Here is a 24,424-nt window from a genome sequence, read left to right as displayed (position 1 = left end):
GTCCGGGGGACCGGGGGGCCCAAGGGTCTGACCGAAAACCCGCTGAACCTTTCCTAAGGGATAGCTGACACTTACCTGTAGGCGGGTCCATTCACCCCTTGCGCGACGGCGCCGCTGCAAATCAGACCGGTGCCCGCCGGGCCGCTCCGCCGCCCGTCCGACCCCCGCCATACCCCGCGACCTCGTCGGACACAGCGTGACGCCCGTCGCCCTCGAGTCGTTGTCCGTTAAATTGTGTGATTCACATCACACAAACGAGACACAAAAAGTCTCGCCAATCGATGACAAATCACTAAAGTGACCCCCAAACTGGGCCGCAGGACACTTGCGGATTATTCCGGCAATCACCCCTGCGTATCCGCCGGAACGGCGGCATCGGCGGCCCCTTCCAGGGTGCGGACATGAACCCGGATTTAGTAAGCGAACTGTCATACCCGCTGCCCGGGCCCTCAAACATTCCGCAGATAACAATCGATACCGGACTCTCAGGCAAGTTCGCTAAGTTGCCTGGACATGGCCACGCAACCCCTGGAATCCAAGACCCGGCGGGACGAACCGACGACCGGCGTGCAACTCCAGGAGCCGAGCCTCAAGGACGGCCCCGAGCTCTGGCGGCTCGCCCGCGACTCACAGGTGCTGGACGTCAATTCGCCGTACAGCTACACGCTGTGGTGCCGCGACTTCGCCGACACCTCGGTGGTCGCACGCGACGGCGGCAGGCCCTGCGGGTTCATCACCGGCTACGTCCGCCCGGCCAGCCCTGACACGTTCTTCGTGTGGCAGGTCGCGGTGGACGTCGAGCATCGCGGCCAGGGCCTGGCCCGCCGGATGCTGGACCGGCTCGGCGACCGGCTGGCCGCCCGCGGCCACCGGTTCATGGAGGCGACAGTGACGCCCGGCAACGCCGCGTCCACCGCCATGTTCGCCTCGTTCGCCCGCGACCGGGGGTGCGAGCTCGCACGCTCCCCCCTGTTCGGCTCCGAGCTGCTCGACGGGCACGAGCCCGAGGTGCTGTTCCGCATCGGGCCACTGCCCGCGCCAGCCGGGGACTAGAGAGCGCACCGCTCCACCGCCATCCACCTCGTTCCCACCCCAACCTGCCGGAGGCAGACCATGGACGTTTTCGCTCGCCTGGAATCGGAAGTCCGCGGCTACTGTAGGGGCTGGCCCACCGTGTTCAGCACCGCGCGCGGCAGCCACATCACCGATGAGGACGGCCGCACCTACCTCGACTTCTTCGCCGGGGCCGGCACCCTCAACTACGGGCACAACAACCCGCAGCTGAAACGCCGGCTGATGGAGTACCTGGAGCGCGACGCGATCGTCCACGGCCTGGACATGTACACCACGGCCAAGCGCGAGTTCCTGGACCGCTTCAACGAGACGGTGCTGGCCCCGCGCGACCTGGACTACAAGATCCAGTTCCCGGGCCCGGCGGGCAACAACTCGGTGGAGGCCGCACTCAAGCTGGCCCGCAAGTACACCGGCCGGGAGAGCGTGGTCAGCTTCACCAACGCCTTCCACGGCATGACGCTCGGCGCCCTCGCGGTGACCGGGAACTCGATGAAGCGGAACGGCGCCGGAGTCCCGCTCGGGCACGGCGTGGCGATGCCCTACGACGACTACCTCGACGGCCGCACCCCGGACTTCCTGCTGCTGGACACCATGCTGGACGACAGCGGCAGCGGCCTGGACAAGCCCGCCGCGGTGATCGTCGAGACGGTGCAGGGCGAGGGCGGCATCAACGTGGCCACCCCCGAGTGGCTGCGCGGCCTGGCCGACCTGTGCCGCCGGCACGACATCCTGCTCATCGTCGACGACGTGCAGATGGGCTGCGGGCGCACCGGCGCGTTCTTCAGCTTCGAGGACGCCGGGATCACGCCGGACATCGTGTGCCTGTCCAAGTCGCTGAGCGGGTACGGCCTGCCGCTCGCGGTCACGCTGATGAAGCGCGAGCTGGACGTGTGGGAGCCCGGCGAGCACAACGGCACCTTCCGCGGCTTCAACCCCGCGTTCGTCACCTCCGTCGCCGCCCTGGACGACTACTGGACGGGCGAGGGCATGGAGAAGCAGACCCTGGCCAAGGGCGAGCAGATCGAGCGCGGGCTGAACGAGATCGCGGTCGCCCACGCCGGCGCCGTCGAGGGGGTCCGCGGCCGGGGCATGGCCTGGGGCCTGGTGATGAAGGACGCGGAGACGGCGCCCCTGGTGTGCGCCGAGGCGTTCTCCCGCGGCCTGCTCATGGAGACCTCCGGCCCCGAGAGCGAGGTGGTCAAGCTGCTGCCGCCGCTGACCACCTCCGAGGCCGACCTGAACCGGGGCCTGGAGATCATCGCCGAGTCGGTGGACACGGTCCGCGAGTCCGTCACCGTCTGACCGGCCCCGCGACCAGTACGGAAAGCAGCGAAAGAGGAGTTCCATGATCGTTCGTTCCCTCAACGAGATCGTCGGCACCGAGCGCGACGTGCAGGCCGAGACGTGGTGCAGCCGCCGGCTGGTGCTGGCCAAGGAGGGAGTCGGTTTCTCGCTGCACGACACGGTGCTGTACGCGGGGACCTCCACCGAGATGTGGTACGCCAACCACATCGAGGCCGTGTACTGCATCGAGGGCGAGGGCGAGCTGGTCGACCGGGACACCGGCGAGAAGCACCGGATCGAGCCGGGCGTCATGTACCTGCTGAACGGGCACGAGCACCACACCCTGCACGCGCACACCGACGTGCGCACGGTCTGCGTCTTCAACCCGCCCTGCACCGGCAGGGAGGTCCATGACGAGAACGGGGTCTATCCGCTGCTCACCGAGGAGGACGCATGAGCATCATCGAGTCGCACCCGACTCTCGGAGACGCCTATCCCACCCGCAAGTCGGCCGAGGCCGCACTGCTGTACCGCCAGGACCCGGTCGTGGTCGGCGGCCCGCAGGACGGCCCGATCGACGGCGCCACGCTCGAGGCGTTCGAGTCCAACGGCTTCCTGTCGGTCGACCAGCTGCTCGCGCCGGAGGAGGTCGAGGACTACCGCGCCGAGCTGCGCCGGCTGTCCTGCGACCCGGACGTCCTGGCCGACGAGCGCACGGTGACCGAGCGGGGCTCGGACGAGGTCCGGTCCATCTTCGAGGTGCACGCGCTCAGCGAGGTCTTCGCCGAGCTGGTCCGGGACCCCCGCGTGGTCGGCCGGGCCCGGCAGATCCTCGGCTCGGACGTCTACGTCCACCAGAGCCGGGTGAATTACAAGCCGGGCTTCACCGGCAAGGACTTCTACTGGCACTCCGACTTCGAGACCTGGCACGCCGAGGACGGCATGCCGCGGATGCGCGCGGTGAGCATCTCGATCGCCCTCACCGAGAACTTCGTCCACAATGGCGGGCTCATGATCATGCCCGGGTCGCACAAGACGTTCGTGGCGTGCGTCGGCGAGACTCCCTCCGATCACTACAAGGACTCGCTGCGGGGTCAGGAGATCGGCACGCCCGATCCCAACAGCCTGTCGATCCTGGCCGACAAGCACGGCATCGAGCTCTTCACCGGCACCGCCGGCTCGGCGACCATGTTCGACTGCAACTGCATGCACGGATCCAACGGGAACATCACCCCGTTCCCCCGGTCCAACATCTTCATCGTGTTCAACAGCGTGGAGAACGCCTGCATCGAGCCGTTCTCGGCGCCGGCTCCGCGGCCCTCGTTCATCGGCGCCCGCGATTTCACCCCGATTAGCCCCTGAGACCCTGTTCGGCCCTGAGGTTTCTGGCCATACTTACCGACCACCCGTAATCGACCATCTCGACCCCGCGCCCGCGGGGGGCTCCCGGCCCCCGCGGGCGCGGCGGCACCCTCCACAGGAGTTCAACGATGACTTCCTCGAGACGTGACTTCCTCCGCACCACCGTCCTGCTGTCCGCCGCCGTGCCGCTCGTCGCGGCCGGCTGCTCCACGACGGATCCCGATACGGAGAAGGCGGGCGGCGGGACCCTGGCCCGGGCCACCAAGGACAAGAAGATCGTCGTCGGCTTCGCCCCGGAGCCGCCGTACGGCTTCAAGGACAAGTCCGGCAAGCTCACCGGCGAGGCGCCCGAGCTGGCCCGTGCGGTCTTCAAGGAACTCGGCATCGACAACGTCGAGGGAGTCCAGGTCGACTTCGGCGGCCTGGTCGGGGGGCTGAAGGCCAAGCGGTTCGACGTGATCGCGGCCGGCATGTTCATCACGCCCGAGCGCTGCGCGGAAGTGGCGTTCGCCGACCCCGAGTACGTGGCCAAGAGCGCCTTCCTGGTGCCCAAGGGCAACCCGAAGGGCCTGCTCAAGGCGGAGGACCCGGGGAAGAAGGGGGCCAAGGTCGGCGTCCTCACCGGCGCGGTCGAGGGCGGCTACGCCGAGAAGCTCGGGGTCAAGAAGGACGACATCAAGACCTTCGACAGCCCGGCCAACGCGTTCGAGGGCCTGAAGGCCAAGCGGATCGACGCCATCTGGCTGACCCGCATCTCGCTGGCCGACCTGATGTCCAAGCACCAGGGCGAGGCCTACGAGGTCACCGAGCCGTTCGTCCCGGTGATCGGCGGCAAGGAGCAGTTCGGCGCCGGCGCGTTCGCGTTCCGCAAGGGCGACGCGGACCTGCTCAAGGCGTTCAATGATCAGCTCACCAAGCTCAAGCAGGCCAACGGCCTGCTGCCGATCATCCAGCCGTTCGGGTTCAGCCAGGCCGAGATCCCCGGACCGGGCGACACCTCGGCCAAGTTCTGCGCGGGCTGATCCGCGGTGTTCGATGTCCTCGACAGCCATGAGGAGCTGCTGAAGGGCGCGTGGATCACCATCCAGCTGACGGTCGGCGGCAGCCTGCTGGCCTTGGTGCTGGCGGTGCTGTTCGGGATGGCGGGCGTCTCGTCCAGCCGCTGGGTCCGTGGGCTCAACCGGGTGTACGTGGAGTTCTTCCGCGGCACCGCCACGCTGGTGCTGCTGTACTGGTTCTTCTACGCGCTGCCCCTGGTCGGATTCAAGTTCGCGCCGATGTTCACCGCGATCATGGCCCTCGGGCTCAACGTCGGCGCCTACGGCGCCGAGGTCGTGCGCGGGGCGATCATCTCGGTGCCGAAGGCGCAGTACGAGGCGACGATCGCGCTCAACCTCACCCCGACGCAGCGGATGATCCGGGTGATCCTCCCGCAGGCCGTGTCGCTGATGCTGCCGCCGTTCGGGAACCTGCTCATCGAGCTGATGAAGGGAACGGCGGTGGTGTCGCTGATCACCATCGGCGACCTGACCTTCCGCGGCAAGGAGATCCAGCAGAGCACCGGCGAGACCGCGTGGACCTTCTTCTGGATCCTGGTGTTCTACTTCGTGATCGCGCAGGTGCTTCAGTTGTTCGTCCGCTTCGCCGAACGCCGGGTCGACCGGATGCTGGGCCGCCGGCCTTCGCGTGACACCTCGCTGGCCACGGTCTCGGCCAGCGCCGCCGGGACGGGGGTGGGTGGCTGATGGAGTGGGACTGGCAGTACTCCGGCGACATCATGCCCGACCTGCTGGACGGGCTGAAGTACACGATCATCGCGACCCTGCTCGGCTACGTCATCGCGCTGGTGCTCGGGCTGGTCTGGACGCTGCTGCGGCGGGCGCCCAACCCGGTCGTCCGCCAGACGGTGCGGTGGGTCACCGAGTTCATCCGCTGCACCCCGCTGATCCCGCAGCTGTTCTTCTTCTACTTCGTGATCCTGCCGCAGGTGGCGCCGGCACTGCACACGGTGCTGCCGTTCATCGACTTCCAGGAGCCGATCGCGGCGGGTGTGATCGCCCTCGGCGTGCACTACTCGACCTACACCGCCGAGGTGTACCGGGCGGGCATCGCCGACGTCCCGCGCGGGCAATGGGAGGCGTGCACCGCGCTGAACCTGCCCCGCTCCCGGGTGTGGACGGACGTGATCCTGCCGCAGGCGATCCGCAAGGTCATCCCGACGCTCGGGAACTATCTCATCGCGATGTTCAAGGACTCGCCGATGCTGCTGGCGATCCAGGTGGTCGAACTGCTCAACGCCTCCTTCCAGGTCGGCGCCAAGAGCCTGAAGTACCTGGAGCCGATCACCATCGTCGGCGTGCTGTTCGTGATCGTCAGCGTCATTTCCTCGATTCTCGTCCGTCGCCTGGAGAGGCGCTATGCCACAGTCTGACACCGCCCCCGAATCCTCCGAGCCCAAGGACGAGGCCCCCGCCCCGTCCCTGGAGAAGGCCACCGGCCGCACCGGCGCCGACGGCGTCCCGGCCGGCAAGGACCCCAAGCCGATCGACGCGGCGCCGCTGCCCAAGGGCGGTGCGCCGGGCATCACCTTCGAGAAGGTGGTGAAGCGGTTCGGCAGCAACGTGGTGCTCCGCGAGCTCGACTTCACCGTGGCGCCCGGCGAGCGGGTCACGCTCATCGGGCCGAGCGGGTCGGGCAAGACCACGATCCTCCGCCTGCTGATGACGTTGGAGACGCTGAACGAGGGTGTCATCTGGATCGGCGACCAGACGCTGTGGCACATGGACCGCGGCGGGAAGCGCGTCGCGGCCAACCAGAAGCACCTGCACGAGATGCGCAAGCAGGTCGGCATGGTGTTCCAGCAGTTCAACCTGTTCCCCAACATGAACGTGCTGCGCAACCTCACCGAGGGACCGCGGCGGGTGCTCGGGGTCTCGCAGGACGAGGCGGTCGAGCGGGCCCGCGAACTGCTGGAGCTGGTCGGCCTCGCCGACAAGCTCAACGCCCATCCGACCCAGCTGTCGGGCGGGCAGCAGCAGCGGGTCGCGGTCGCGCGGGCGCTGGCGATGCAGCCCAAGGTCCTGCTGCTGGACGAGGTCACCTCGGCGCTCGACCCCGAGCTCGTCGTCGGCGTGCAGGACCTGCTGCGCGACATCGCCAACGCCAGCGACATCACGCTGCTGTGCGTCACCCACGAGATGAACTTCGCCAGGGACATCTCCAACCGGGTCCTGATGTTCGACCAGGGCCAGATCGTCGAGGAGGGCCCGCCGGAACAGATCTTCGGCGAGCCGTCCGAGCAGCGCACCCGCGACTTCCTCCAGGCGGTCCTGGCCTCCTGACCGCACGGTGCGCGCCGCGCCGCCTCCCCGTCACCTCGGGGAGGCGGCGCGTCGTCGTCGGTCAGGCCACGCCGGGCCACGCGGCGGCGATCACCCGCCGCCACTCCGGCACCGGGGTGCCCGGGTGGGCCTGGCCCAGCAGTCCGGACGGGAAGGTGAACAGCGGCGCCTTGGCCGGGTTCCGGACGGCCTGGTCGACGATCGCCTCAGTGAGCAGCTCACCGCAGCCCAGCCGGGGGAACGCCGCGTGCACCCGTTCGGCGAACCCCTCCGGCAGGTGGCGGGCGCCGAGGCCGGTGACGTCGGCCCCGGCTCCGGCGTGGGTGAGGGCGATCTCCGGCCGCATCCGGGACGCGATCCCGTTGCTGGTGTGCAGGGCGATGGCCTCCCAGACGGTCCGCACCCGGTCGGCGGGCAGTCCGAGCTCGGTGAGGAACTCCCCGGCGGCGTCGGCGCCGTCCACCTCGAAGCGCTGCTCGCGGTCGCCGCGGCCGGTCAGCCCGACGTCGTGCAGGATGCAGGCGAGGTAGAGCAGTTCGTCGTCGTAGTCGGTGCCGGGGCGCAGCCCGAGTCCCTCGCCCACGGCGCGCCCGAACAGGTACGTGCGCACGCTGTGGTTGGCCAGCGTGGGCGACTCGATCTCGAAGACGAGCGCGTCCGCCTGCCTGGCGGCGTCGGTGTCGGGAATGCCGAACTCGGCGAAGTGGTCGGCCACGGCGGGCCTCCTTCTGGTCGGGACTGGCGGGCTCGCCTCGATCCTCCGGCGGGCGCGGACCGTCCGGCCAGTGGCCGGGACGCCGATGTCCGCTATGTTCTGGCCATGCACGTCGTCGCCGTCCTCGCCCTCGACGGGGTGGTGCCGTTCGATCTGGCGGTGCCCGGCCAGGTCTTCGGGTCGGCCGTCACCCCCGGGGGCGCCCCGCTCTACGAGACGCGGGTGTGCTGCGGGCCGTCCGGCGCGGCGACAGCGGCGATGTTCGGGGCGATGCGGGTGGAGTCCCGCTGGGGCCTGGACGAGCTGCGCGCGGCCGACACGATCGTGGTCCCCGGGCACGACCCGTTCCTGCCCGATCCGCCCCCCGAGGTCCTGGACGCGCTGCGCGCGGCGTCCGCCCGCGGCGCCCGGATTGCCTCGATCTGCGTCGGCGCGTTCGTGCTCGCCGCGGCGGGCCTGCTGGACGGGCGCCGCGCCACCACGCACTGGATACACGCGGCGGCGCTCGCCCGCCGCCATCCGGCCGTCGAGGTCGATCCGGCGGTGCTGTTCCTGGACGACGGGCCGCTGCTCACCTCGGCGGGCGTCGCGGCCGGGATCGACCTGTGCCTGCACCTGGTGCGCCGCGACCACGGTTCGGCGACGGCCGCGCGGACGGCCCGGTACATCGTGATGCCGCCGCAGCGCGACGGCGGGCAGGCGCAGTTCATCCGGCACGAGGACCCGCGCGACGTCGGGGCGGCGCTCCAGCCGACGCTGGCCTGGCTGGAGGCCAACCTGCACCGGCCGCTGACGCTCGGCGACATCGCCGGGCAGGCGGCCACGAGCGTCCGCACGCTGACCCGCCGGTTCCACGACCAGGCGGGTACCACGCCGCTGCGGTGGCTGTCGCGGGCGCGCGTCCACCGCGCCCAGCACCTGCTGGAGACCACCGGCCTGCCGGTCGAGCGGGTCGCCGCCGAGGCCGGGTTCGGCTCGCCGGTGACGCTGCGGGCGCACTTCGCCCGCACGGTCGGTGTCTCCCCGCAGGCGTACCGGGCCGCGTTCCGGGCGCGTCCGGACTCTGCTCCGGACACCCCTCCGGACTCCGCTCCGGACCCGCTCTGAACGCCGTCCCCGCCGCTTCCGGCGTGATCACCGGCACCGGGCCAGCCCTAGAGAAACCGAACGGCGCTCGGTAGCGTGGCGGGGACGGCACCGCGGGAGGGACGCGCACGTGAGGTTGATCCATGGGTGACGGGGCGGCCATCGCCGGCCTCGGCATGACCGAGCTCGGCAAGGTGTACGGGCGCAGCCCGCGCCGGCTGGCGGCCGACGCCGTACGGCTCGCGGTCGCCGACGCCGGCCTCGCGCTCGGCGACCTGGACGGCCTGCTGGTCAGCCACGGCCTCGGCGGCTCCCCCGGGATCGAACTGGCCGACACCCTCGGCCTGCGCGACCTGCGGCTGCTCACCCACATGAACGCGTTCGGCGCCACCGCGGGCGCGATGGTCTCCTACGCGGCGATGTCGGTGCTCAGCGGCGCCGCGTCCACGGTCGGGTGCGTGTTCTCCGACGCGCCGCTCAAGCCGAGGCAGTCGGCCGGATCGGCCTACCAGCGGGACGCGCCCGAGTGGTATGGGTTCGGCGGCATGACGGCCGCGCTCGGGTTCCGCAGCGTCAACGCCTTCTACGCGCTGGCCGCGCAGCGGCACATGGCCCGCTACGGCACCACCAGCGAGCAGCTCGGCGCGATCGCGGTCAGCACCCGGGAGTGGGCGGCGCGCAACCCGCTGGCCCAGATGCGCGATCCGATCAGCCTCGCCGACCACCAGGCGTCCCGCTGGGTCGCCGAGCCGCTGCACCTGCTCGACTGCTGCCTGGTCTCCAACGGCGCCGTCGCGGTCGTGGTGACCGGCGCCGCCCGCGCCCGCGACCTCGCCCGCCCCCCGGTGCACCTGTGGGGCTGGGGGCAGGGCCATCCCGGGCACCGCAAGGAGCGCGGCAGCGAGTTCGGCCTCACCACCGGCGCGGTCTCGTCCGGGCGGAGCGCGATGACGATGGCCGGGGTGACCGCGGCCGACGTCGACGTGTGCGAGCTCTACGACTGCTACACCTACACGGTCCTGGTGTCGCTGGAGGACTACGGCTTCTGCGCCAAGGGCGAGGGCGGCGCGTTCGCCGCGTCCGGCGCGCTCGGGCCCGGCGGGACGCTGCCCACCAACACCGGCGGCGGGCAGCTCTCGGGCTACTACATGTGGGGCATGACGCCGCTGTCGGAGGCGGTGGTCCAGGCGCGCGGGGACGGCGGGGAGCGTCAGGCCGCCGCCAACGACGTCATCCTGGTCAGCGGGAACGGCGGCATCCTGGACCACCACGCCACGCTGATCGTCAGCCCGCACGAGAGGGGCACCGCGTGATGGACATCGGCGTGCTGCGCCGCGACGGCCGCACCGACCCGTTCTTCGACGGCACCGCCGCCGGGCGGCTGGTCGTCCGGCGGTGCGCGGCGTGCGACCGCTGGCTCGCGCCGGACGCCGGGGGCTGCCCCGGCTGCGGCGACGAGGACCCGGGCTGGGCTGAGGCGTCCGGCGCGGCGACCCTGGTCACCTGGACGGTCACGCACGGCCGCCCCGCCGGGGACGGCACCGTCCCGCCCCCGGCCGTGCTCGCGCTGGTGGAGCTGGCCGAGGGGCCCTGGCTGCACGCCCGCCTGGACGCCGCCGACCCGGCGGCCCTGCGCGGGCGGCTGCGCGAGGGCCTGCCGCTGACGGCGGTGTTCGTGCCCGCCGAGCAGGGCGAGGCGCACCTTCTCTTCCGGCCCGAGCAAGGGGACTGACCATGCGCACCGACATCTGCGACACCCTCGGGATCGAGTTCCCGCTCTTCGCCTTCAGCCACTGCCGCGACGTGGTCGCCGCCGTCACCAACGCCGGCGGCCTCGGCGTGCTCGGCGCCGTCGCCTACACCCCGGACCGGCTCGAGGAGGAGCTGCGCTGGATCGACGACCACGTGGGCGGGCGCCCGTACGGGGTCGACGTCCTGGTTCCCGCCAAGATCGACGAGTCGGCCGAGCGGGCCGGCCGCGGCGAGGGCGGCCTCGACACGATGCTCGCCGCCGTCCCCGAGGAGCACTGGCGGTTCCTGTTCGGCCTGTTCGAGAAGTACGGGGTGCCGCTGCCCGACTTCGAGAAGGCCAAGCGGGCCGGATCCGGCCGCGGCGGCACCCAGGTGACCAGGGAGGGCGCCGCCGAGCTGATCGAGGTGTCCCTCGCGCACCCGATCGGGCTCATCGCCAGCGCGCTCGGCACGCCGCCGCCGCTCATGGTGGAGAAGGCCAAGAACGCCGGCGTCCCGGTCGCCGCGCTGGTCGGCACCGCCGAGCACGCCCACCGCCAGGTCGCCGCGGGCGTCGACCTGATCGTCGCGCAGGGCGGCGAGGCCGGCGGGCACACCGGCGAGATCTCCACCATGGTCCTGGTCCCCGAGGTCGTCGACACCGTCGCGCCCGTGCCGGTGCTCGCCGCCGGCGGCATCGGCACCGGCCGGCAGATGGCCGCCGCGATGGCGCTCGGCGCGTCCGGCGTCTGGTGCGGCTCGGTCTGGCTCACCACCGAGGAGGCCGAGACCGCGCCCGCGGTCAAGGAGAAGCTCCTGGCCGCCACCTCCCGCGACACGATCCGGTCGCGGTCGCGCACCGGCAAACCGGCCCGGCAGCTCGTCTCGAAGTGGACGCAGGAGTGGGAGGGGCCCGGCAGCCCCGGCGCGCTCGGCATGCCGCTCCAGATGATCATCTCGCAGGGTGCAATGATGCAGATCGACAAAATGGCCGATTCCGGCAACCCGGGAGCCCGTGAGCTGGCCAACTACTTCGTCGGCCAGATCGTCGGGCAGATGAACACCGTCAAGCCCGCCCGCCAGGTCGTCTACGACATCATGACGGAGTTCGCCGAGGCCATCGGCCGCCTGAACGCCCTCACCGAGGGCTGATCCCGCGCCCGCGGCTGTGGAACTTGACATGTTCGGACCGCCGATCGGGTCCTAGGCTCCCGGATAGCGACACCCGACCCGTCCCCGGCGACAGGTACCCCAGCAGTGAGCAATCCCAGCCCCGACGACCCCGGACGCGGCCTCTTCGCGCTCTTCGACTGGCTCACCAGCCGGATGCCCTGGCGCCTGAACGCCCGCCCGTTCCCGGTGATCGTCCTGGACGCCGAGGCCGGCGCCGGGCCCGCGGTCCCCGAGGCGTTCGTCGAGGAGCTCAAGCACGCCGCGGCCGAGATGGCGCTGCCCGTGGTGTCCCCCGTGCTCACCGACAGCGAGGGCGACGGCGACGCCGCCGAGCTCACCGCGGCGATCGCGCTCATCGACCGCCTGTCCCAGCCGCTGACCTGGAGCAACACCCGATCGCAGTTCGGCCGGTTCCGGTTCCCCCGCGCCGACCTCGTCCAGTCCTTCCAGGCCGCCGCCCGCCAGGACGGCGAGAACGACCCGCCCTACCGCCGCTCCCCCGTCTCCGCGGTGGCCGTCTGGAACGAGCGCGCCGGGCTCTTCCGCTGGCCCGGCGACACCCTGCGCGCCCCCGCCTGGTGGTCCACCGTCGGCGGCTCCCTCCTCGCGGTCGTCGCCGTCCTCGCCGGCGGCATCGCCGACCAGACCAACCGCAAGCCGCTGATCACGGCCGCGGCACTGGTCATCGCGCTGCTCCTGCTGCTGGTCGGACTTACCACCCGCCGCCTCTGGCTGCCGGTGCTGTCCCGCCTCGGCTGGGGCGGCCGGTACCGCTGGTTCGCCAGCACCTCATTCTTCGCCGTCCTCGGCGACGGCGACGAGGACGGCGACGACCTCGGCTTCGAGGGCCGCATGCACCGCGTGTTCGACCGGCTGACCAAGCCGGACGCGGCCCGGTTCCTCCTCCAGATGAAGACCTTCGCGCTGCTGGAGGACATGCGGCACAACCACCGCCGCTTCGCGCCCAGCCTGCGCGGCTTCAAGCGGCCCGCGCCGCCGGTGGTGTTCCTGTCCGGCGTCGGCAGCCGCAACGGCGGCGTCCACGTGCTGTCGTCCATGAGCGACATCCGCGCCCGGCGCAGCGAGTTCCCGCCCCTGGTCGTCATCGCCACCATGGCCCCCGGGCACGGCGGCGCGCTCGGCGGCCCCGCCGGCGCCGGCGACCCTCCCAAGGACCGCTACGAGCAGTGGCGCTCGTCGCTCGGCACCGCGCAGAGCCCCAGCGAGGCGGTCCCCCTCCCGTGGCTGCTGCGCATCCCCGTCGGTGGGGACCCCCGGGCGGAGCGGTCCGGCGACGACGCCCCCGCCTTCCTCGTCCGGCGCCGTCCCCGCTGGACGTGGCTGTGGTCCTGGCGCAGCCTCGTCGCCGCAGCCGCCCTCGGCGCCGTCGCCGCGACCTACGCCCAGGTGCATCTGCGCTCGACCTACTGCCACGTCGACCTCGCCTTCAACCGCAATACCGACACCCGCCTGCGCGGCACCGGCACCGACCGCGAATGCATCGGCGTCTCCACCGACGGCACCCGGTTCGAGCGGACGCACGACAGTGTCACGCTGGCAGGCGAGCGCCGGCTCCCGAACCCGAACAACAAGGGCGCCGACCTCACCCTCGCCGACCTGCAACGCAAGATCCACGAGGAGAACGAGAGGATCCTGAAGCGGCCGGACCCGTACGTGACGCTGATCTATGCGGGCGTGCTGGCCGCGCCGGAAGGACAGGACGACCGGACCGTCAGCAGCATCGAGGAACTCGCGGGCGCCTACCTGTCGCAGATGCGCAACAACGACCAAGGCGCCAACAAGATCGACAACCCCCTGAAGGTGCGGCTCCTGCCCGCCAACACCGGCCAGGACATGAAGTACGCCGTCCCGATGGCCGACCTCATCCTCCGCCTGGCCCGCAACGACCCGACCGTCGTCGGCGTCGTCGGGATCGGCCGCAACACCAGGAACTCCGAGACTGCGATCAACGATCTCGTCGGCAAGGGCCTGCCCGTCGTCAACACCGTCAACTCCTCCGACGCGCTCCCCCGGCAGGGGCTCCCCTTCTACGGCCTCGCCGCCACCAACCAGGACGAGGCCGCCGCGACCACCCGGGTACCGAAAGGCGACCGGGCCGGACGCGCCCTCATCGTCCGCCGCAAGCCCGGCCCGTCGGGGGACCTCTACAGCAAACAGATCGCCGACGACGCCATCGAGGCGCTCAAGCTCGATCCCCAGCGCGACGACGACGTGGTCGACTACACCGACGACAGCGACATCGGCAACATCGTCCAGGGCAAGTGCACCGGCGCCCGCACCGCACCGTACGGCCTGGTGTACTTCGCCGGCCGGGCCGAGGACCTCCCCGGCCTGATGAACGGCCTCGTCCTCGGCGAATGCGCCGGCGGGAAGAAGAAGCTGAGCATCCTGGCGGGCGACGACGTGACCAAGATCAGGTTCGGCAACAGCACCGACGACAACCAGGTAGAACTGCCCCCAAACGTCACCGTGTACCACACCGCGTTCGTGTACCTGCCCACGCTGCTCACCGCGAAGACGAGCCGCGTGAACGCGTTCTTCAAGCTGACCGACTCGCTGCTGGGCATCGGCGGCAGCAAGGTGAGGGAGGACGAGCCGCTCCTGGCGGACGGCCAGATGGCCCTCGGATACGACGCGGTCGTCGCCCTGAGCCAGGCCGCGCAGAACGCCTTCAGCGCGCTGCGTCCCGGCAAGGGCGGGGGCGACCCGATCCCCGGCAGCAGCCGCGTCACCTCCGGCTCGGTACTGCTGGAGCTGCGCCGCCTGCGCGTGCCCCTGGCCGCCACCGGCGACATCGACTTCAACGGCTACCCCGACCCCGGCCACCAGGGGCTGACGCTCCTCAAGGTCGCGCCCGACAAGAAGGGGACGCCGGAACGCACCCTGGTCTGCGGCAAGATCAACGGCGATCGGCGCATCCCCGGCCTGAAGCCGTGCCCGACCTGGGCCGAGGTCATGAAGTGAGGCGGGCCGCCGTCCCGATCTCCAGGGCCGTCCAGACCGCGCCGTCCGGACCCGCCGCGATGCCGTGCGGCTCCGAGGACGGCGTCGGGAGGTCATAGCCGGTGACCTCGCCGCTCAGGGTGACGCGGCCGATCCGGTTCCCGCCCCACTCGGTGAACCAGCAGGCGCCGTCCGGACCCGCCGCGATCGCATGGGGCTTGGCGCCACGGTCGGGAAGCGGGAACTCCCGGATCTCGCCGTCCACGGTGATCCGGCCGACCTGCCCCGCCCCGATCTCGACGAACCACAGGGCGTCGTCGGCGCCGCGGGCGATACCCACCGGGGCGGCGCCGCCGGTCGGCAGCGGGTGCAGCACGACGTCGCCGCCCACGCTGATGCGGCCGATCGCGTTCGCCTGGTTGAGGGTGAACCACAGCGCCCCGTCCGCGCCCGCCGCGATCATCGAGGGGTAGCCGCCCGCGACCGGCAACGGGAACTCGGTGAACTCGCCGCCGGTCGTGACGCGGCCGATCCGGTCGGTGTTCATCTCGGTGAACCACAGTGCGCCGTCCGGGCCCGCCGCGATGCCGTACGGTCCGCTGCCGGGCGTCGGAACCGCGAACCCGGTGACGTCGCCGCCCGTGCTGATCCGGCCGAGGTGGTGGTCGCCGGTGCGCGCGAACCACAGCGCCCCGTCAGGGCCGGGCGTGATGACGGTCGGCGAGCATCCGGGCGGGCCCGCCGGATAGCGGTCGAGCCCGCCGTTGACGGCGAGACGCACGATCTCGCCGCTCTTGTGCAAGGTGAGCCACAGCGCCCCGTCGGCCCCGGCCGCGATGCCGTACGGCTCGCCTCCCACCGAGAACTCTTGGACGGACGGCTGGCCGGTGCGCTGCATGGGAAGTGCCTCTCGGACGTCGGGTCTGTGATCTCTCTACCAGAGACCGCCGTCACCCTGCTGCGTGCCCGTGCCGGACGCAACTCCTTTTCCGTGCTCAGCACGGCGGCGGACCGGGGAACCGCATCCACACCGTCGTCCGCTGCCCGTCCGGCCGTATCCCCCAGCCCAGCGTGAGCGCCTCGATGATCCGCAGGCCCCGGCCGTCCTCGGACATCGGATCGTCGCGCGGGCACGGCCGCGCCCCGCCCGCGCCGTCGTCGGTCACCTCCGCGAGAACGTCGCCGCCCGCCGTCGCGAACGTCACCGTGACCTTCCCGCCGCGCCCCGACGCCGTGTGCTCGATGCCGTTGGTGAACGCCTCGTTCACGCACGTCTGGACGTCGTCGAGCGAGGGATGCCCCGCACCGAGCGCGTCCCGCGCGAACATCCGGACCTGCGCCGCAGACCGCTCCACCCCCGGAAGCGTGAGCGACGCGATCACCTCACTGGATGCCATCAGTGTCCCTTCGCCGAGGGACCCAGGTTCATCGCAGCGCGCGAGCGGGACAACACGTTCCGTGGCCTGCGCGAGTTCCAGAAACTGGAATTTCAGCGTTGGCCTTTCACCCGCTCACCCGACTGCGGGGCGTGACAGTCTGACCACATGCCGGAAGCATCCCCCTCCACCGTCCGCCTCCGCAAGATCGGCAGAACGCTCCGAACGATCAGGGAGGAATCGGACCACACCCTCAAGACCGCGGGCCGCCTCCTCGAACGGTCCAGCTCCTCCCTGAGCCTGATCGAGAACGGCAACCAGCCCCTCCGCCTCCGCGACCTGGCCTTCATCCTCGACCGCTACGCCGTCCCCACCGACCTCCGCGCCGCCCTGCTGACCCTCGCCGAACAAGAACACCAAAGCGGCTGGTGGGACACGTTCAAGGACGTGGTCACCCACGGAGGTCGGGACCGCGCGACCCTAGAGGATTGCGCCTCACTCATCGTCTCGACCGAGACCACCTTCATCCCGGGCCTCCTTCAAACCGAAGAATACGCATCGGCGGTGATTCGCGGCATCAGGACTTCGCATTCACCGAGCACCCTGAACCGCTATGTGGAATTTCGCCTGGCAAGGCAAGGAATTCTGCGACGGGCTGAACCGGCGACCTTCAACGTCATCATCGACGAGGCGGCCCTCCGCCGGGTGCGGGGCGGACGTCACGTCATGCGCGCCCAACTCAGAAGGCTGCTCAACGATTCGGAGCAAGACCATGTGTCGATCCACGTCTCGCCACTGACGGCCGAGGCCGGCCCGGACTACGCTGGGGAGTTCCAGCTTACGGACATAGGATCACCTCCGATCCTCAGTGTGGTGCACGCCGATCACCTGACCAGCCAATGGACCGAAGAGGATGATGCAGCGACCACTCAGTACCGGGAAGTATTCGAGCAGATTCGTTCATCAACGCTACCCGAGTCAGCCTCACAAGACCTGATCCACCGAATAGTGTCAGAGCTATGAAGGATGTGGAGCGGGTCGATGTCGTATGGCGCAAGAGCAGTCGAACCGGTTCTCAGGGCAACGACTGCGTCGAGGTGGCGCGGCCTCACCACATGGTGGCCGTGCGCGATTCCAAGGATCCGGACGGCCCCGTCCTCTCCTTCGGCCCGCGGGCTTGGCGGGAGTTCGTGAGCGGCGTCAAGGCGCAGAGCATCTAGCCTGCCGCGAGGCCCGGCGACGCGCCGGCGTCACGATCCGAGGGGCTGCCTCGTCATCACTACCGAGACGCCGGTTCCCCTTGCCAGGCGTCCCGTTGTGGGCGTCCATGACCGCACCGGCTCGACCTAGGGAGAGGCGCCATGTCCACAGCCCAGGAAGCACGCAACAAGGAGACGTACCACCACTTCCACAGCGCCGTGAACAGCGGCGATCTGGAGGTCATCTCGAAGGCGATCGACGAGTTCATCCACCCGGACGGACGGTTCCACACGGCGGAGCGGACCGGCGTGGCCGCGGTGCCGGCGCAGAAGCGCATCTGGGAGACCCTCCTGCGCGCGTTCCCCGACATCCACGTCACGGTCGAGGACCTGATCGCCGAGGGAGACAAGATCGTCGCCCGGCAGACGGTCACCGGGACCAACTCCGGTGAGTACCGGGGCATGCCCCCGACCGGCACGTCCGTCACCTACAACGAGATCTTCATCGCCCGCTTCGCCGATGGCCGGATCACCGACTTCTGGGGAGTCGTCGACCTCTACTCGCAGCTACGGCAGCTCGGCCACATCCAGGCGTAGTCCCTCACCGGGCCCCTGCTGGTCGGCGCTGTCGGCCGCTTCGTGCCGTGACCGTGAGGGTGACGGCGGTCATCACCGACAGGAGGGCCCAGGCCGGGGTGAAGCTGTGGGTGAGGTCCTTGAGCAGGCCGAGGACGGGCGGCGCCAGGATGACGGCGATCTGGGTGACGGCCATGGCCAGACCGAGGGTGGCCCCGGTCCTGCCCGGTGGCGCCGACTCGGCCACGTAGGCGACCCAGGGCCCGTACCAGCCGATCCCGAAGAACCCGAGCCAGATGAACAGCAGGCAGGCCACCGCGGGCGAATGCCCGAGGGGCGTCATCAGTGCGATCATCCCTGCGATCACGGCGGCCATGCAGGCCATGACGCAGGTGTAGCGCCCGGACCCGCGGCGGTCGCTCCAGGCGGCCAGGCAGACGCGGCCGGCGGCGCCCGCCCCCTGGACCGCCACGAGGACGAGAGCCGCGGGCCCGGCGCCCAGGGACGTGGTGTCGTGGAGGTACAGCACGGTCAGCACGCCCACGCCGCTGTGCACCGAGACCAGGCTCGTCCCGGACAGCAGGATCTTCACCATGGACGGTTCCCGGAGCATCCGCGCCCAGGTGCCGAGCCGCGCCGCCGGCGAGGCGTGCGGCTCGGTCCCGTGCGGAGCGCCAGGGGCGGGCGGACGGCGGTAGAAGGTGATGAAGACGGCCGCTCCCGCGAGCGCGACGAGCCCGCCCACCACGAGCGTCGCCCGCCAGCCGAAGGCGTCGGCGAGGAAGGGCAGCGCGGCGGCGGCCAGCACGCCGCCCAGCGGCAGGCCCGCCTGGCGGATGCCCATCGCCAGCCCCCGCTGGGACGCGTCGAACCAGGACGCCACCGACTTGCTCCCGCCGGGCTGGACGGTGCTGTATCCGGCGCCGACGATCAGCAGGACGAGGAGCAGGGCCGCGTACCCCGGCGCCGCGCTTCCCAGGAGCAGGGCGGCGGCGACCACGCAGGCGCCCGTCCCGACGACCCAGCGTTCGCTGTGGCGGTCCAGCAGTTCCCCGGCCACCAGCAGCCCGGCCAAGGGGACCGTCTGGGCCGCCGAGAGCAGCAGCCCGAGCTGGGCCGTGCTCAGGTCCAGGTCGCGCTGAAGGTGGACGCCCATCGCCCCGATGCCCTGCACGAAGAAGCCGGAGGCGGCCTGGGTGAAGGTGGCGATGCCGAGGATGACCCACCGGTACCGCTCAGGGGTGACGCGGCCGACCTCCTGGCCGGGCCGGACGTCCGTCACGGGCGCCAGTACAGCGCGGGGTCGGGGTGGTCGTCGAAGCCGAGTTCGCGGTAGAGCGGTTCGCCGCCGGTGGAGGCGTACAGGTCCACCCGGACGACGTCGCGTCCGCGAAACCAGTCGAGCAGGCCCTGCATGACGGCGCGGCTGTATCCGCGCCGCCGGTACTCCGGGGCGGTGACGACGCCGATCACGTGCCCGATCCGGCCGTTCCGCGAGTGCGGGCCGGGGAACCACTGCTCGATGGTGCCGATGCCGCAGGCGGCGAGGCCGTCGTCGCCGTCCACGACGAGGATCTGCGCGTCGTCGTCGGTCAGCTTCTGCTTCAGAACCCGGCCGAGGGCGTCCCGCCAGTCGGCGCCTGCCGAGGAGGGGTTGAAGAACTCGCCGCCGAGGGTCTCGAACAGCATCGCCCGCAGCCGGACGAGCTCCGGGACGTCGTCCTCCGCCGCCTGCCGCACCCGCCAGGCATGGGAACCCTCCGGCGGACGCGGGCTCGGGGCGGACGGGCCGGTCAATGGTCGATTCGACATGGCCGGATTATTGCAAGAAGTTCGCAACTACGACAAGTTCGCATCAATGCGCCTCCTTGCCGGTGGGGGGTCGTGGATCCAGACCTGGCCGCCCCGTCATGGACCATCGAATTGGTCGTCGCCGGGGTCAGCGGGGCTCGGCGAGGGGGCGGCCGGGGCCCTTCTTGATCTGCGCGATGAACAGGCCCGCGAGCGCCTCGTGGCCCTTGACGGTCGGGTGGAAGCTGCGCGGCTCGGCCGCCAGCGCCGACAGGCTCACCGCCAGCCCGTTCATGTACGGGTCAATGCTGCCGACCTCGTGCCCGGCGAACGCGCTGTAGGCGTCGACGAACTCCACGCTGCCCGCGCCGTGGGCGGCGGCGATCCGCTCGTCCGCCTCGGCGGCGGTCTCCCGGACCAGCTCCCCCAGGTCGTGCGTCCGCGCGTTCAGCCAGCGCTGATCGGCCACGGTGATGTTGTCGCCGTCCACGCCGGAGACCTCGGAGAACGCGCGCGGGTACGCCATCATGATCACCCGGGCACGGGGGGCGCGCCGGGTGATCTCGGTGACCAGGTCGGGCAGCGTCTGGCGAAGCGTCGCCATCCGGGTCGCGATGTCGGGGCCCTGGCCCTGGCAGCCCTTGCTCCACGGCAGCTTCACCACGCAGCCGGCCAGGATCTTGGAGAACCCGATGTCGTTGCCGCCGATGCTGATCGTCACCAGGCTGGTCCCGGCGCCCAGCCGGCCGAGCTGCGGCGGCTCGCCGCCCTTGCCCTTCAGGACGTCGCCGGTGGTCGCGCCCGAGCAGGCCCAGAACGACCCGCCGCCCGCGAACCCGAACGCCGTGGACACCTGGTGGTAGTACGCCTTGGACGTGCGGTGGCAGCGGTCCAGCGGGTTCTGGTCGGCGGCGCCGGCCTCGGCGCCGACCCCCGAGGAGTAGGAGTCGCCGAGCGCCACGTACGCACCGCGCGTGGCCGCCGCGACCGGGTCGACCGGCCGCCCGGCGGGCTCGGCCGGGTCGGCGTGCGGCTCGCGGGCCGGCTTCCGGCAGCCGCCGCCGAACACCTCGCAACGCGTCGCGGGCATCGCCACCAGCGTCCCGACCACCAGGACCAGCAGGAGCACGAGCACCGCGAGGGCCGACCCCCGTTCACCGAGACGCGCGCGCACCCGTCCCGGCCATGACCGCGGGCTCGCCATCGCCCCTCCCCCTCGTTCGTCCCCTGACGACGGACGTCTCCGGAGCGTCCCGGGTTCCCGCCTTTACATTGTAGATCACAAACTCGGGGGCGGGACGGGCCGGGGAGCCGTCGTCCGAAAGGACCACGATACTGGCGGGCCACGACCGCACGACGCCTAGCAGAGCGTGCGCTTCACCCTGCTCCGGAGCTGCGGAACGCTGGAGTACACACGGCGCGGATCCGGTGAGGCAGAGGCGCTGGGCCCGTCCTGCGCGCTGCTCCCCCGGGCGGTGGACTGCGGGTCCGGCATGCGCTCATGGCCCAGGTAGACCTGACCGTTCCCTTTGAGGAGCCCGGGCCTGAACGGCGGCCCAATGTCGCTTCCACTGCCTTTGAACGCCGTGTGGAGCTGGTAGCTCTGATCTGGGCGGAACACCGCCATCGACCGGCCGGGGGGCCGGTTCTTCAGCAGCGGCCCGACCAGGATCTCGGCGTAGTTCCCCCGCACCTGCGGCGCGTCCATGACGAACGCGACCTCTGAGCCGTCCTCGCGGGAGTGGAGGATGAACCTCAGCGGAGGGTGCCCGTCGCACCATGCGGCCACGATGAGGGGCCGCCCGGCGCCGTCCAGCGTCATCCCGGCGTCGCCGTAGACAAGAGGGCTGCACGCCGTCACTGCCCCCGCGCCGCCCAGCAGCAGCGCCGCCGCCGTCACCCTGCTCCACGCCCGTCGTCCCATGCCCGTACGACGCCGCGCCCTGCGGACGGGTTCGTGGCCGCCGCCGGAAGAGCGCCGCGGGGCGTCCGGAACGGTGTCAGCGGGCGGTGGGGGCCCACATGACCAGGCGCGGGCCGAGGTCGTGCAGGCCCGCGTCGATCTCGGCCGCCCACAGCGCCCGCAGCCCGGGGCCCCAGCGCTCGCGGGGCAGCTCGGCGAAACCGCGCCGGGCGTACCAGGGGGCGTTCCACGGGACGTCCCGGAAGGTCAGCAGGCTGACCCCGGGCGACCCGGCCTCGGCCGCCCGCGCCCGCACCGCGCCGAGCAGCCGGCCGCCGATCCCCCGGCGCACGTGGTCGGCGTGCACGGAGATCTGCTCCAGGTGGACGGCCCCGTCGAGCTCGTCGACGACGGTGTAGGCCAGCGGGGGATCGCCGGCGACGAGGATCTCGGCGCCCCGCTCCGCCATCTGCTCCACCACGGTCGGGCCGGGCGGGAACACGATGCCGAGGGGGGCGAACAGCCCGTCAGCGGACTCCTCGATCGCCGGCAGGAGGGGAAGGTCGCCGACCGCCGCCGGCCGCGGCTCCAGGTCCATGGCGCGATGGTACGCCGCGCCGCGTCCGCCCACGACCGTATTCCGGGAGGCGGCGCCGGTCACCTGACGCCGGCCTCCTTCATGTCGCGGAGCTCGCGCTTGAGCTCCTTGATCTCGTCGCGGAGCCGGGCGGCCAGCTCGAACTGGAGGTCGACGGCGGCCTGGTGCATCTGCTCGCTCATCGACTCGATCAGCGCCTCCAGCTCCTCGCGGGGGCGCTCGCCGACCAGATCAGCGGCGTGCCGGCCGGCCTCGCGGGCGCGGGAGCCGAGGCCGGGGACGGGGGCCTTGCCGCGGCTCTGCTGCCGCCCGCCGCCGCCGATCAGGGTCTCGGTGTCGGCGTCCTCGCGGACGAGCGAGTCGAGGATGTCGGCGATGCGCTTGCGGAGCGCGGTGGGCTCGATGCCGTGCTCGGTGTTGTAGGCCTGCTGCTTGGCGCGGCGCCGGTTGGTCTCGTCGATCGCCCGCTCCATCGACGGGGTGACGGTGTCGGCGTACATGTGCACCTGGCCGGACACGTTGCGGGCGGCGCGGCCGATGGTCTGGATCAGCGAGGTCTCCGAGCGGAGGAAGCCCTCCTTGTCGGCGTCCAGGATCGCCACCAGCGACACCTCGGGCAGGTCGAGGCCCTCGCGCAGCAGGTTGATGCCGACCAGGACGTCGAACTCGCCCGCGCGCAGCTCGCGCAGCAGCTCGATGCGGCGCAGCGTGTCGACCTCGCTGTGCAGGTAGCGGACCTGGATGCCGAGTTCGAGGAGGTAGTCGGTGAGGTCCTCGGACATCTTCTTGGTGAGCGTGGTCACCAGGATCCGCTCGTCGCGCTCGGTGCGCAGCCGGATCTCGTGGATGAGGTCGTCGATCTGGCCCTTGGTGGGCTTGACCACGATCTCGGGGTCGATCAGCCCGGTCGGGCGGATGACCTGCTCGACCACGTCGCCCTTGACCCGGTTCATCTCGTACGAGCCGGGCGTGGCCGACAGGTAGACGGTCTGCCCGATGCGGTCGAGGAACTCCTCCCACTTCAGCGGGCGGTTGTCCATCGCCGACGGCAGCCGGAAGCCGTGCTCCACGAGCATCCGCTTGCGGGAGGCGTCGCCCTCGTACATCGCACCGATCTGCGGGACGGTCTGGTGCGACTCGTCGACGACCAGCAGGAAGTCCTCGGGGAAGTAGTCGATCAGCGTGTTGGGCGCGGTGCCGGCGTCGCGGCCGTCGATGTGCCGGGAGTAGTTCTCGATGCCCGAGCAGGTGCCGATCTGGCGCATCATCTCGATGTCGTAGGTGGTGCGCATCCGCAGCCGCTGCGCCTCCAGCAGCCGACCCTGCCGCTCCATCGTGGCGAGCGTGTCCGTGAGCTCGGCCTCGATGCCGCCGATCGCCCGCTCCATCCGCTCGGGGCCGGCGACGTAGTGCGAGGCGGGGAAGACGTACAGCTCCTCGTCCTCGGTGATCACCTCGCCGGTGAGCGGGTGCAGGGTGGCCAGCTTCTCGATCTCGTCGCCGAACATCTCGATCCGGACGGCGAGCTCCTCGTACTGCGGGATGATCTCGACGGTGTCGCCGCGGACCCGGAAGGTGCCCCGGGTGAACGCCAGGTCGTTGCGCGAGTACTGCATGCCGACGAGCTGCCGGAGCAGGTCGTCGCGCTCGATCGTCTGGCCGACGCGCAGCCGCACCATCCGGTCGACGTACTCCTGCGGGGTGCCGAGGCCGTAGATGCACGACACCGACGCCACCACGACGGTGTCGCGGCGGGTCAGCAGCGAGTTGGTCGCCGAGTGCCGCAGCCGGTCGACCTCGTCGTTGATCGAGGAGTCCTTCTCGATATAGGTGTCGGTCTGCGGGATGTAGGCCTCGGGCTGGTAGTAGTCGTAGTACGAGACGAAGTACTCGACGGCGTTGCCCGGCATCATCTCGCGCAGCTCGTTGGCGAACTGCGCGGCCAGCGTCTTGTTGGGCTGCATGACCAGCACCGGCCGCTGGAGCTTCTCGACCAGCCAGGCGATGGTGGCGGTCTTGCCGGTGCCGGTGGCGCCCAGCAGCACCGAGTCCTTGACGTCACGCCCGACCCGGTCGGTCAGCTCGGCGATCGCCTGGGGCTGGTCGCCCGCGGGCGTCATCTCGGTGACGACCTCGAACGGCGCCACCCTGCGCCGCAGATCGGTGATCGGCCGCATCCTCGCCCCTTCCCTGCCGCTCCCCCGCGGACCGCAGCGGCCCGCCTCACCACTCTATTCAGCGGGTACGACAA

The 24,424-nt window shown here is 71.1% G+C and carries 25 protein-coding genes; 16 read left to right on the top strand and 9 right to left on the bottom strand.

Features of this window, described 5'->3' with window-relative positions; translation table 11 throughout:
- The first annotated feature begins 513 nt into the window (after positions 1-513).
- The 8 genes from ectA (at position 514) to ehuA (ending at position 7,061) form a co-directional block, all read left to right on the top strand.
- A complete protein-coding gene (ectA, locus tag OHA34_RS36890; protein WP_285936665.1) occupies positions 514-1,053 on the top strand; it encodes a diaminobutyrate acetyltransferase in 540 nt (179 codons plus the stop codon).
- A gap of 60 nt (positions 1,054-1,113) precedes the next feature.
- Positions 1,114-2,376 carry a diaminobutyrate--2-oxoglutarate transaminase gene (gene ectB, locus OHA34_RS36885; protein ID WP_285936666.1) on the top strand — a complete coding sequence of 421 codons (1,263 nt, stop codon included), beginning with the start codon at positions 1,114-1,116 and terminating at the stop codon, positions 2,374-2,376.
- Between the two features lie 43 nt (positions 2,377-2,419).
- Positions 2,420-2,815, top strand: a complete 396-nt coding sequence (locus tag OHA34_RS36880) for an ectoine synthase (RefSeq protein WP_285936667.1) — start codon at positions 2,420-2,422, stop codon at positions 2,813-2,815.
- A complete protein-coding gene (gene thpD, locus OHA34_RS36875; RefSeq protein ID WP_329520183.1) occupies positions 2,812-3,720 on the top strand; it encodes an ectoine hydroxylase in 909 nt (302 codons plus the stop codon). The genes OHA34_RS36880 and thpD overlap by 4 nt, the downstream gene beginning before the upstream one ends.
- A 128-nt stretch (positions 3,721-3,848) precedes the next feature.
- Complete coding sequence (gene ehuB / locus OHA34_RS36870; RefSeq protein WP_285936669.1) at positions 3,849-4,742, top strand: ectoine/hydroxyectoine ABC transporter substrate-binding protein EhuB; 894 nt, start codon at positions 3,849-3,851, stop codon at positions 4,740-4,742.
- Positions 4,743-4,748: 6 nt separating this feature from the next.
- Positions 4,749-5,465 (top strand): ectoine/hydroxyectoine ABC transporter permease subunit EhuC, encoded by a 717-nt coding sequence (gene ehuC, locus OHA34_RS36865; protein ID WP_285936670.1) that lies wholly within the window; start codon positions 4,749-4,751, stop codon positions 5,463-5,465.
- Complete coding sequence (gene ehuD / locus OHA34_RS36860; RefSeq protein WP_285936671.1) at positions 5,465-6,151, top strand: ectoine/hydroxyectoine ABC transporter permease subunit EhuD; 687 nt, start codon at positions 5,465-5,467, stop codon at positions 6,149-6,151. Before ehuC ends, ehuD begins: the two co-directional genes overlap by 1 nt.
- Entirely contained in the window at positions 6,138-7,061 is a 924-nt protein-coding gene (ehuA, locus tag OHA34_RS36855; protein WP_285936672.1) for an ectoine/hydroxyectoine ABC transporter ATP-binding protein EhuA, read from the top strand. Before ehuD ends, ehuA begins: the two co-directional genes overlap by 14 nt.
- Before the next feature lie 61 nt (positions 7,062-7,122).
- Here ehuA and OHA34_RS36850 read toward each other — a convergent pair whose 3' ends face one another.
- The gene (locus OHA34_RS36850) at positions 7,123-7,776 is read right to left on the bottom strand and encodes an HD domain-containing protein (protein ID WP_285936673.1); all 654 of its coding nucleotides are present in this window, start codon (positions 7,774-7,776) and stop codon (positions 7,123-7,125) included.
- A 105-nt stretch (positions 7,777-7,881) separates the two neighbouring features.
- On the opposite strand from OHA34_RS36850, the gene OHA34_RS36845 reads away from it, so the two are divergent.
- From OHA34_RS36845 to OHA34_RS36825, 5 genes are all read left to right on the top strand, one after another.
- Positions 7,882-8,883, top strand: coding sequence for a GlxA family transcriptional regulator (locus OHA34_RS36845; RefSeq protein ID WP_329520182.1), 1,002 nt, complete (start codon positions 7,882-7,884; stop codon positions 8,881-8,883).
- A gap of 122 nt (positions 8,884-9,005) precedes the next feature.
- Positions 9,006-10,175 carry a thiolase family protein gene (locus OHA34_RS36840; protein WP_329520181.1) on the top strand — a complete coding sequence of 390 codons (1,170 nt, stop codon included), beginning with the start codon at positions 9,006-9,008 and terminating at the stop codon, positions 10,173-10,175.
- Positions 10,175-10,594: a Zn-ribbon domain-containing OB-fold protein gene (locus OHA34_RS36835; protein WP_329522484.1), complete on the top strand. Its 420-nt coding sequence runs from the start codon at positions 10,175-10,177 to the stop codon at positions 10,592-10,594. Before OHA34_RS36840 ends, OHA34_RS36835 begins: the two co-directional genes overlap by 1 nt.
- Positions 10,595-10,596: 2 nt before the next feature.
- A complete protein-coding gene (locus tag OHA34_RS36830) occupies positions 10,597-11,745 on the top strand; it encodes an NAD(P)H-dependent flavin oxidoreductase (protein ID WP_329520180.1) in 1,149 nt (382 codons plus the stop codon).
- Positions 11,746-11,850: 105 nt separating this feature from the next.
- Positions 11,851-14,751 (top strand): hypothetical protein, encoded by a 2,901-nt coding sequence (locus tag OHA34_RS36825; RefSeq protein ID WP_329520179.1) that lies wholly within the window; start codon positions 11,851-11,853, stop codon positions 14,749-14,751.
- Here OHA34_RS36825 and OHA34_RS36820 read toward each other — a convergent pair.
- Together OHA34_RS36820 and OHA34_RS36815 are read right to left on the bottom strand one after the other, a co-directional pair.
- A complete protein-coding gene (locus OHA34_RS36820; RefSeq protein ID WP_329520178.1) occupies positions 14,741-15,628 on the bottom strand; it encodes a Vgb family protein in 888 nt (295 codons plus the stop codon). The two genes, OHA34_RS36825 and OHA34_RS36820, sit on opposite strands and share 11 nt — an antisense overlap.
- 97 nt (positions 15,629-15,725) lie before the next feature.
- Positions 15,726-16,127, bottom strand: a complete 402-nt coding sequence (locus OHA34_RS36815) for an ATP-binding protein (protein WP_285936679.1) — start codon at positions 16,125-16,127, stop codon at positions 15,726-15,728.
- Between the two features lie 147 nt (positions 16,128-16,274).
- On the opposite strand from OHA34_RS36815, the gene OHA34_RS36810 reads away from it, so the two are divergent.
- The 3 genes from OHA34_RS36810 to OHA34_RS36800 all read left to right on the top strand — a co-directional run bounded on the left by OHA34_RS36810 (position 16,275) and on the right by OHA34_RS36800 (position 17,902).
- Positions 16,275-17,129: a DUF5753 domain-containing protein gene (locus OHA34_RS36810; RefSeq protein ID WP_329520177.1), complete on the top strand. Its 855-nt coding sequence runs from the start codon at positions 16,275-16,277 to the stop codon at positions 17,127-17,129.
- Entirely contained in the window at positions 17,126-17,326 is a 201-nt protein-coding gene (locus OHA34_RS36805) for a DUF397 domain-containing protein (protein ID WP_329520176.1), read from the top strand. The genes OHA34_RS36810 and OHA34_RS36805 overlap by 4 nt, the downstream gene beginning before the upstream one ends.
- 141 nt (positions 17,327-17,467) lie before the next feature.
- Positions 17,468-17,902: an ester cyclase gene (locus OHA34_RS36800; protein WP_285936682.1), complete on the top strand. Its 435-nt coding sequence runs from the start codon at positions 17,468-17,470 to the stop codon at positions 17,900-17,902.
- Between the two features lie 4 nt (positions 17,903-17,906).
- Here OHA34_RS36800 and OHA34_RS36795 read toward each other — a convergent pair whose 3' ends face one another.
- The 6 genes from OHA34_RS36795 to uvrB all read right to left on the bottom strand — a co-directional run bounded on the left by OHA34_RS36795 (position 17,907) and on the right by uvrB (position 24,350).
- Positions 17,907-19,163, bottom strand: a complete 1,257-nt coding sequence (locus OHA34_RS36795; RefSeq protein WP_329520175.1) for an MFS transporter — start codon at positions 19,161-19,163, stop codon at positions 17,907-17,909.
- Positions 19,160-19,693, bottom strand: a complete 534-nt coding sequence (locus OHA34_RS36790; RefSeq protein ID WP_329520174.1) for a GNAT family N-acetyltransferase — start codon at positions 19,691-19,693, stop codon at positions 19,160-19,162. The genes OHA34_RS36795 and OHA34_RS36790 overlap by 4 nt, the downstream gene beginning before the upstream one ends.
- Before the next feature lie 127 nt (positions 19,694-19,820).
- Positions 19,821-20,876 carry an SGNH/GDSL hydrolase family protein gene (locus tag OHA34_RS36785; protein WP_329520173.1) on the bottom strand — a complete coding sequence of 352 codons (1,056 nt, stop codon included), beginning with the start codon at positions 20,874-20,876 and terminating at the stop codon, positions 19,821-19,823.
- A 156-nt stretch (positions 20,877-21,032) separates the two neighbouring features.
- Entirely contained in the window at positions 21,033-21,596 is a 564-nt protein-coding gene (locus OHA34_RS36780; protein WP_329520172.1) for a hypothetical protein, read from the bottom strand.
- A 76-nt stretch (positions 21,597-21,672) separates the two neighbouring features.
- Positions 21,673-22,173 carry a GNAT family N-acetyltransferase gene (locus OHA34_RS36775; protein ID WP_285936689.1) on the bottom strand — a complete coding sequence of 167 codons (501 nt, stop codon included), beginning with the start codon at positions 22,171-22,173 and terminating at the stop codon, positions 21,673-21,675.
- Positions 22,174-22,232: 59 nt separating this feature from the next.
- Entirely contained in the window at positions 22,233-24,350 is a 2,118-nt protein-coding gene (gene uvrB / locus OHA34_RS36770; RefSeq protein WP_285936690.1) for an excinuclease ABC subunit UvrB, read from the bottom strand.
- Positions 24,351-24,424: the final 74 nt, after the last annotated feature.

Source organism: Spirillospora sp. NBC_01491 (assembly GCF_036227065.1).
GTDB classification, from domain to species: domain Bacteria; phylum Actinomycetota; class Actinomycetes; order Streptosporangiales; family Streptosporangiaceae; genus Spirillospora; species Spirillospora xylanilytica.
This window is presented reverse-complemented; position numbering and strand designations above follow the sequence as displayed.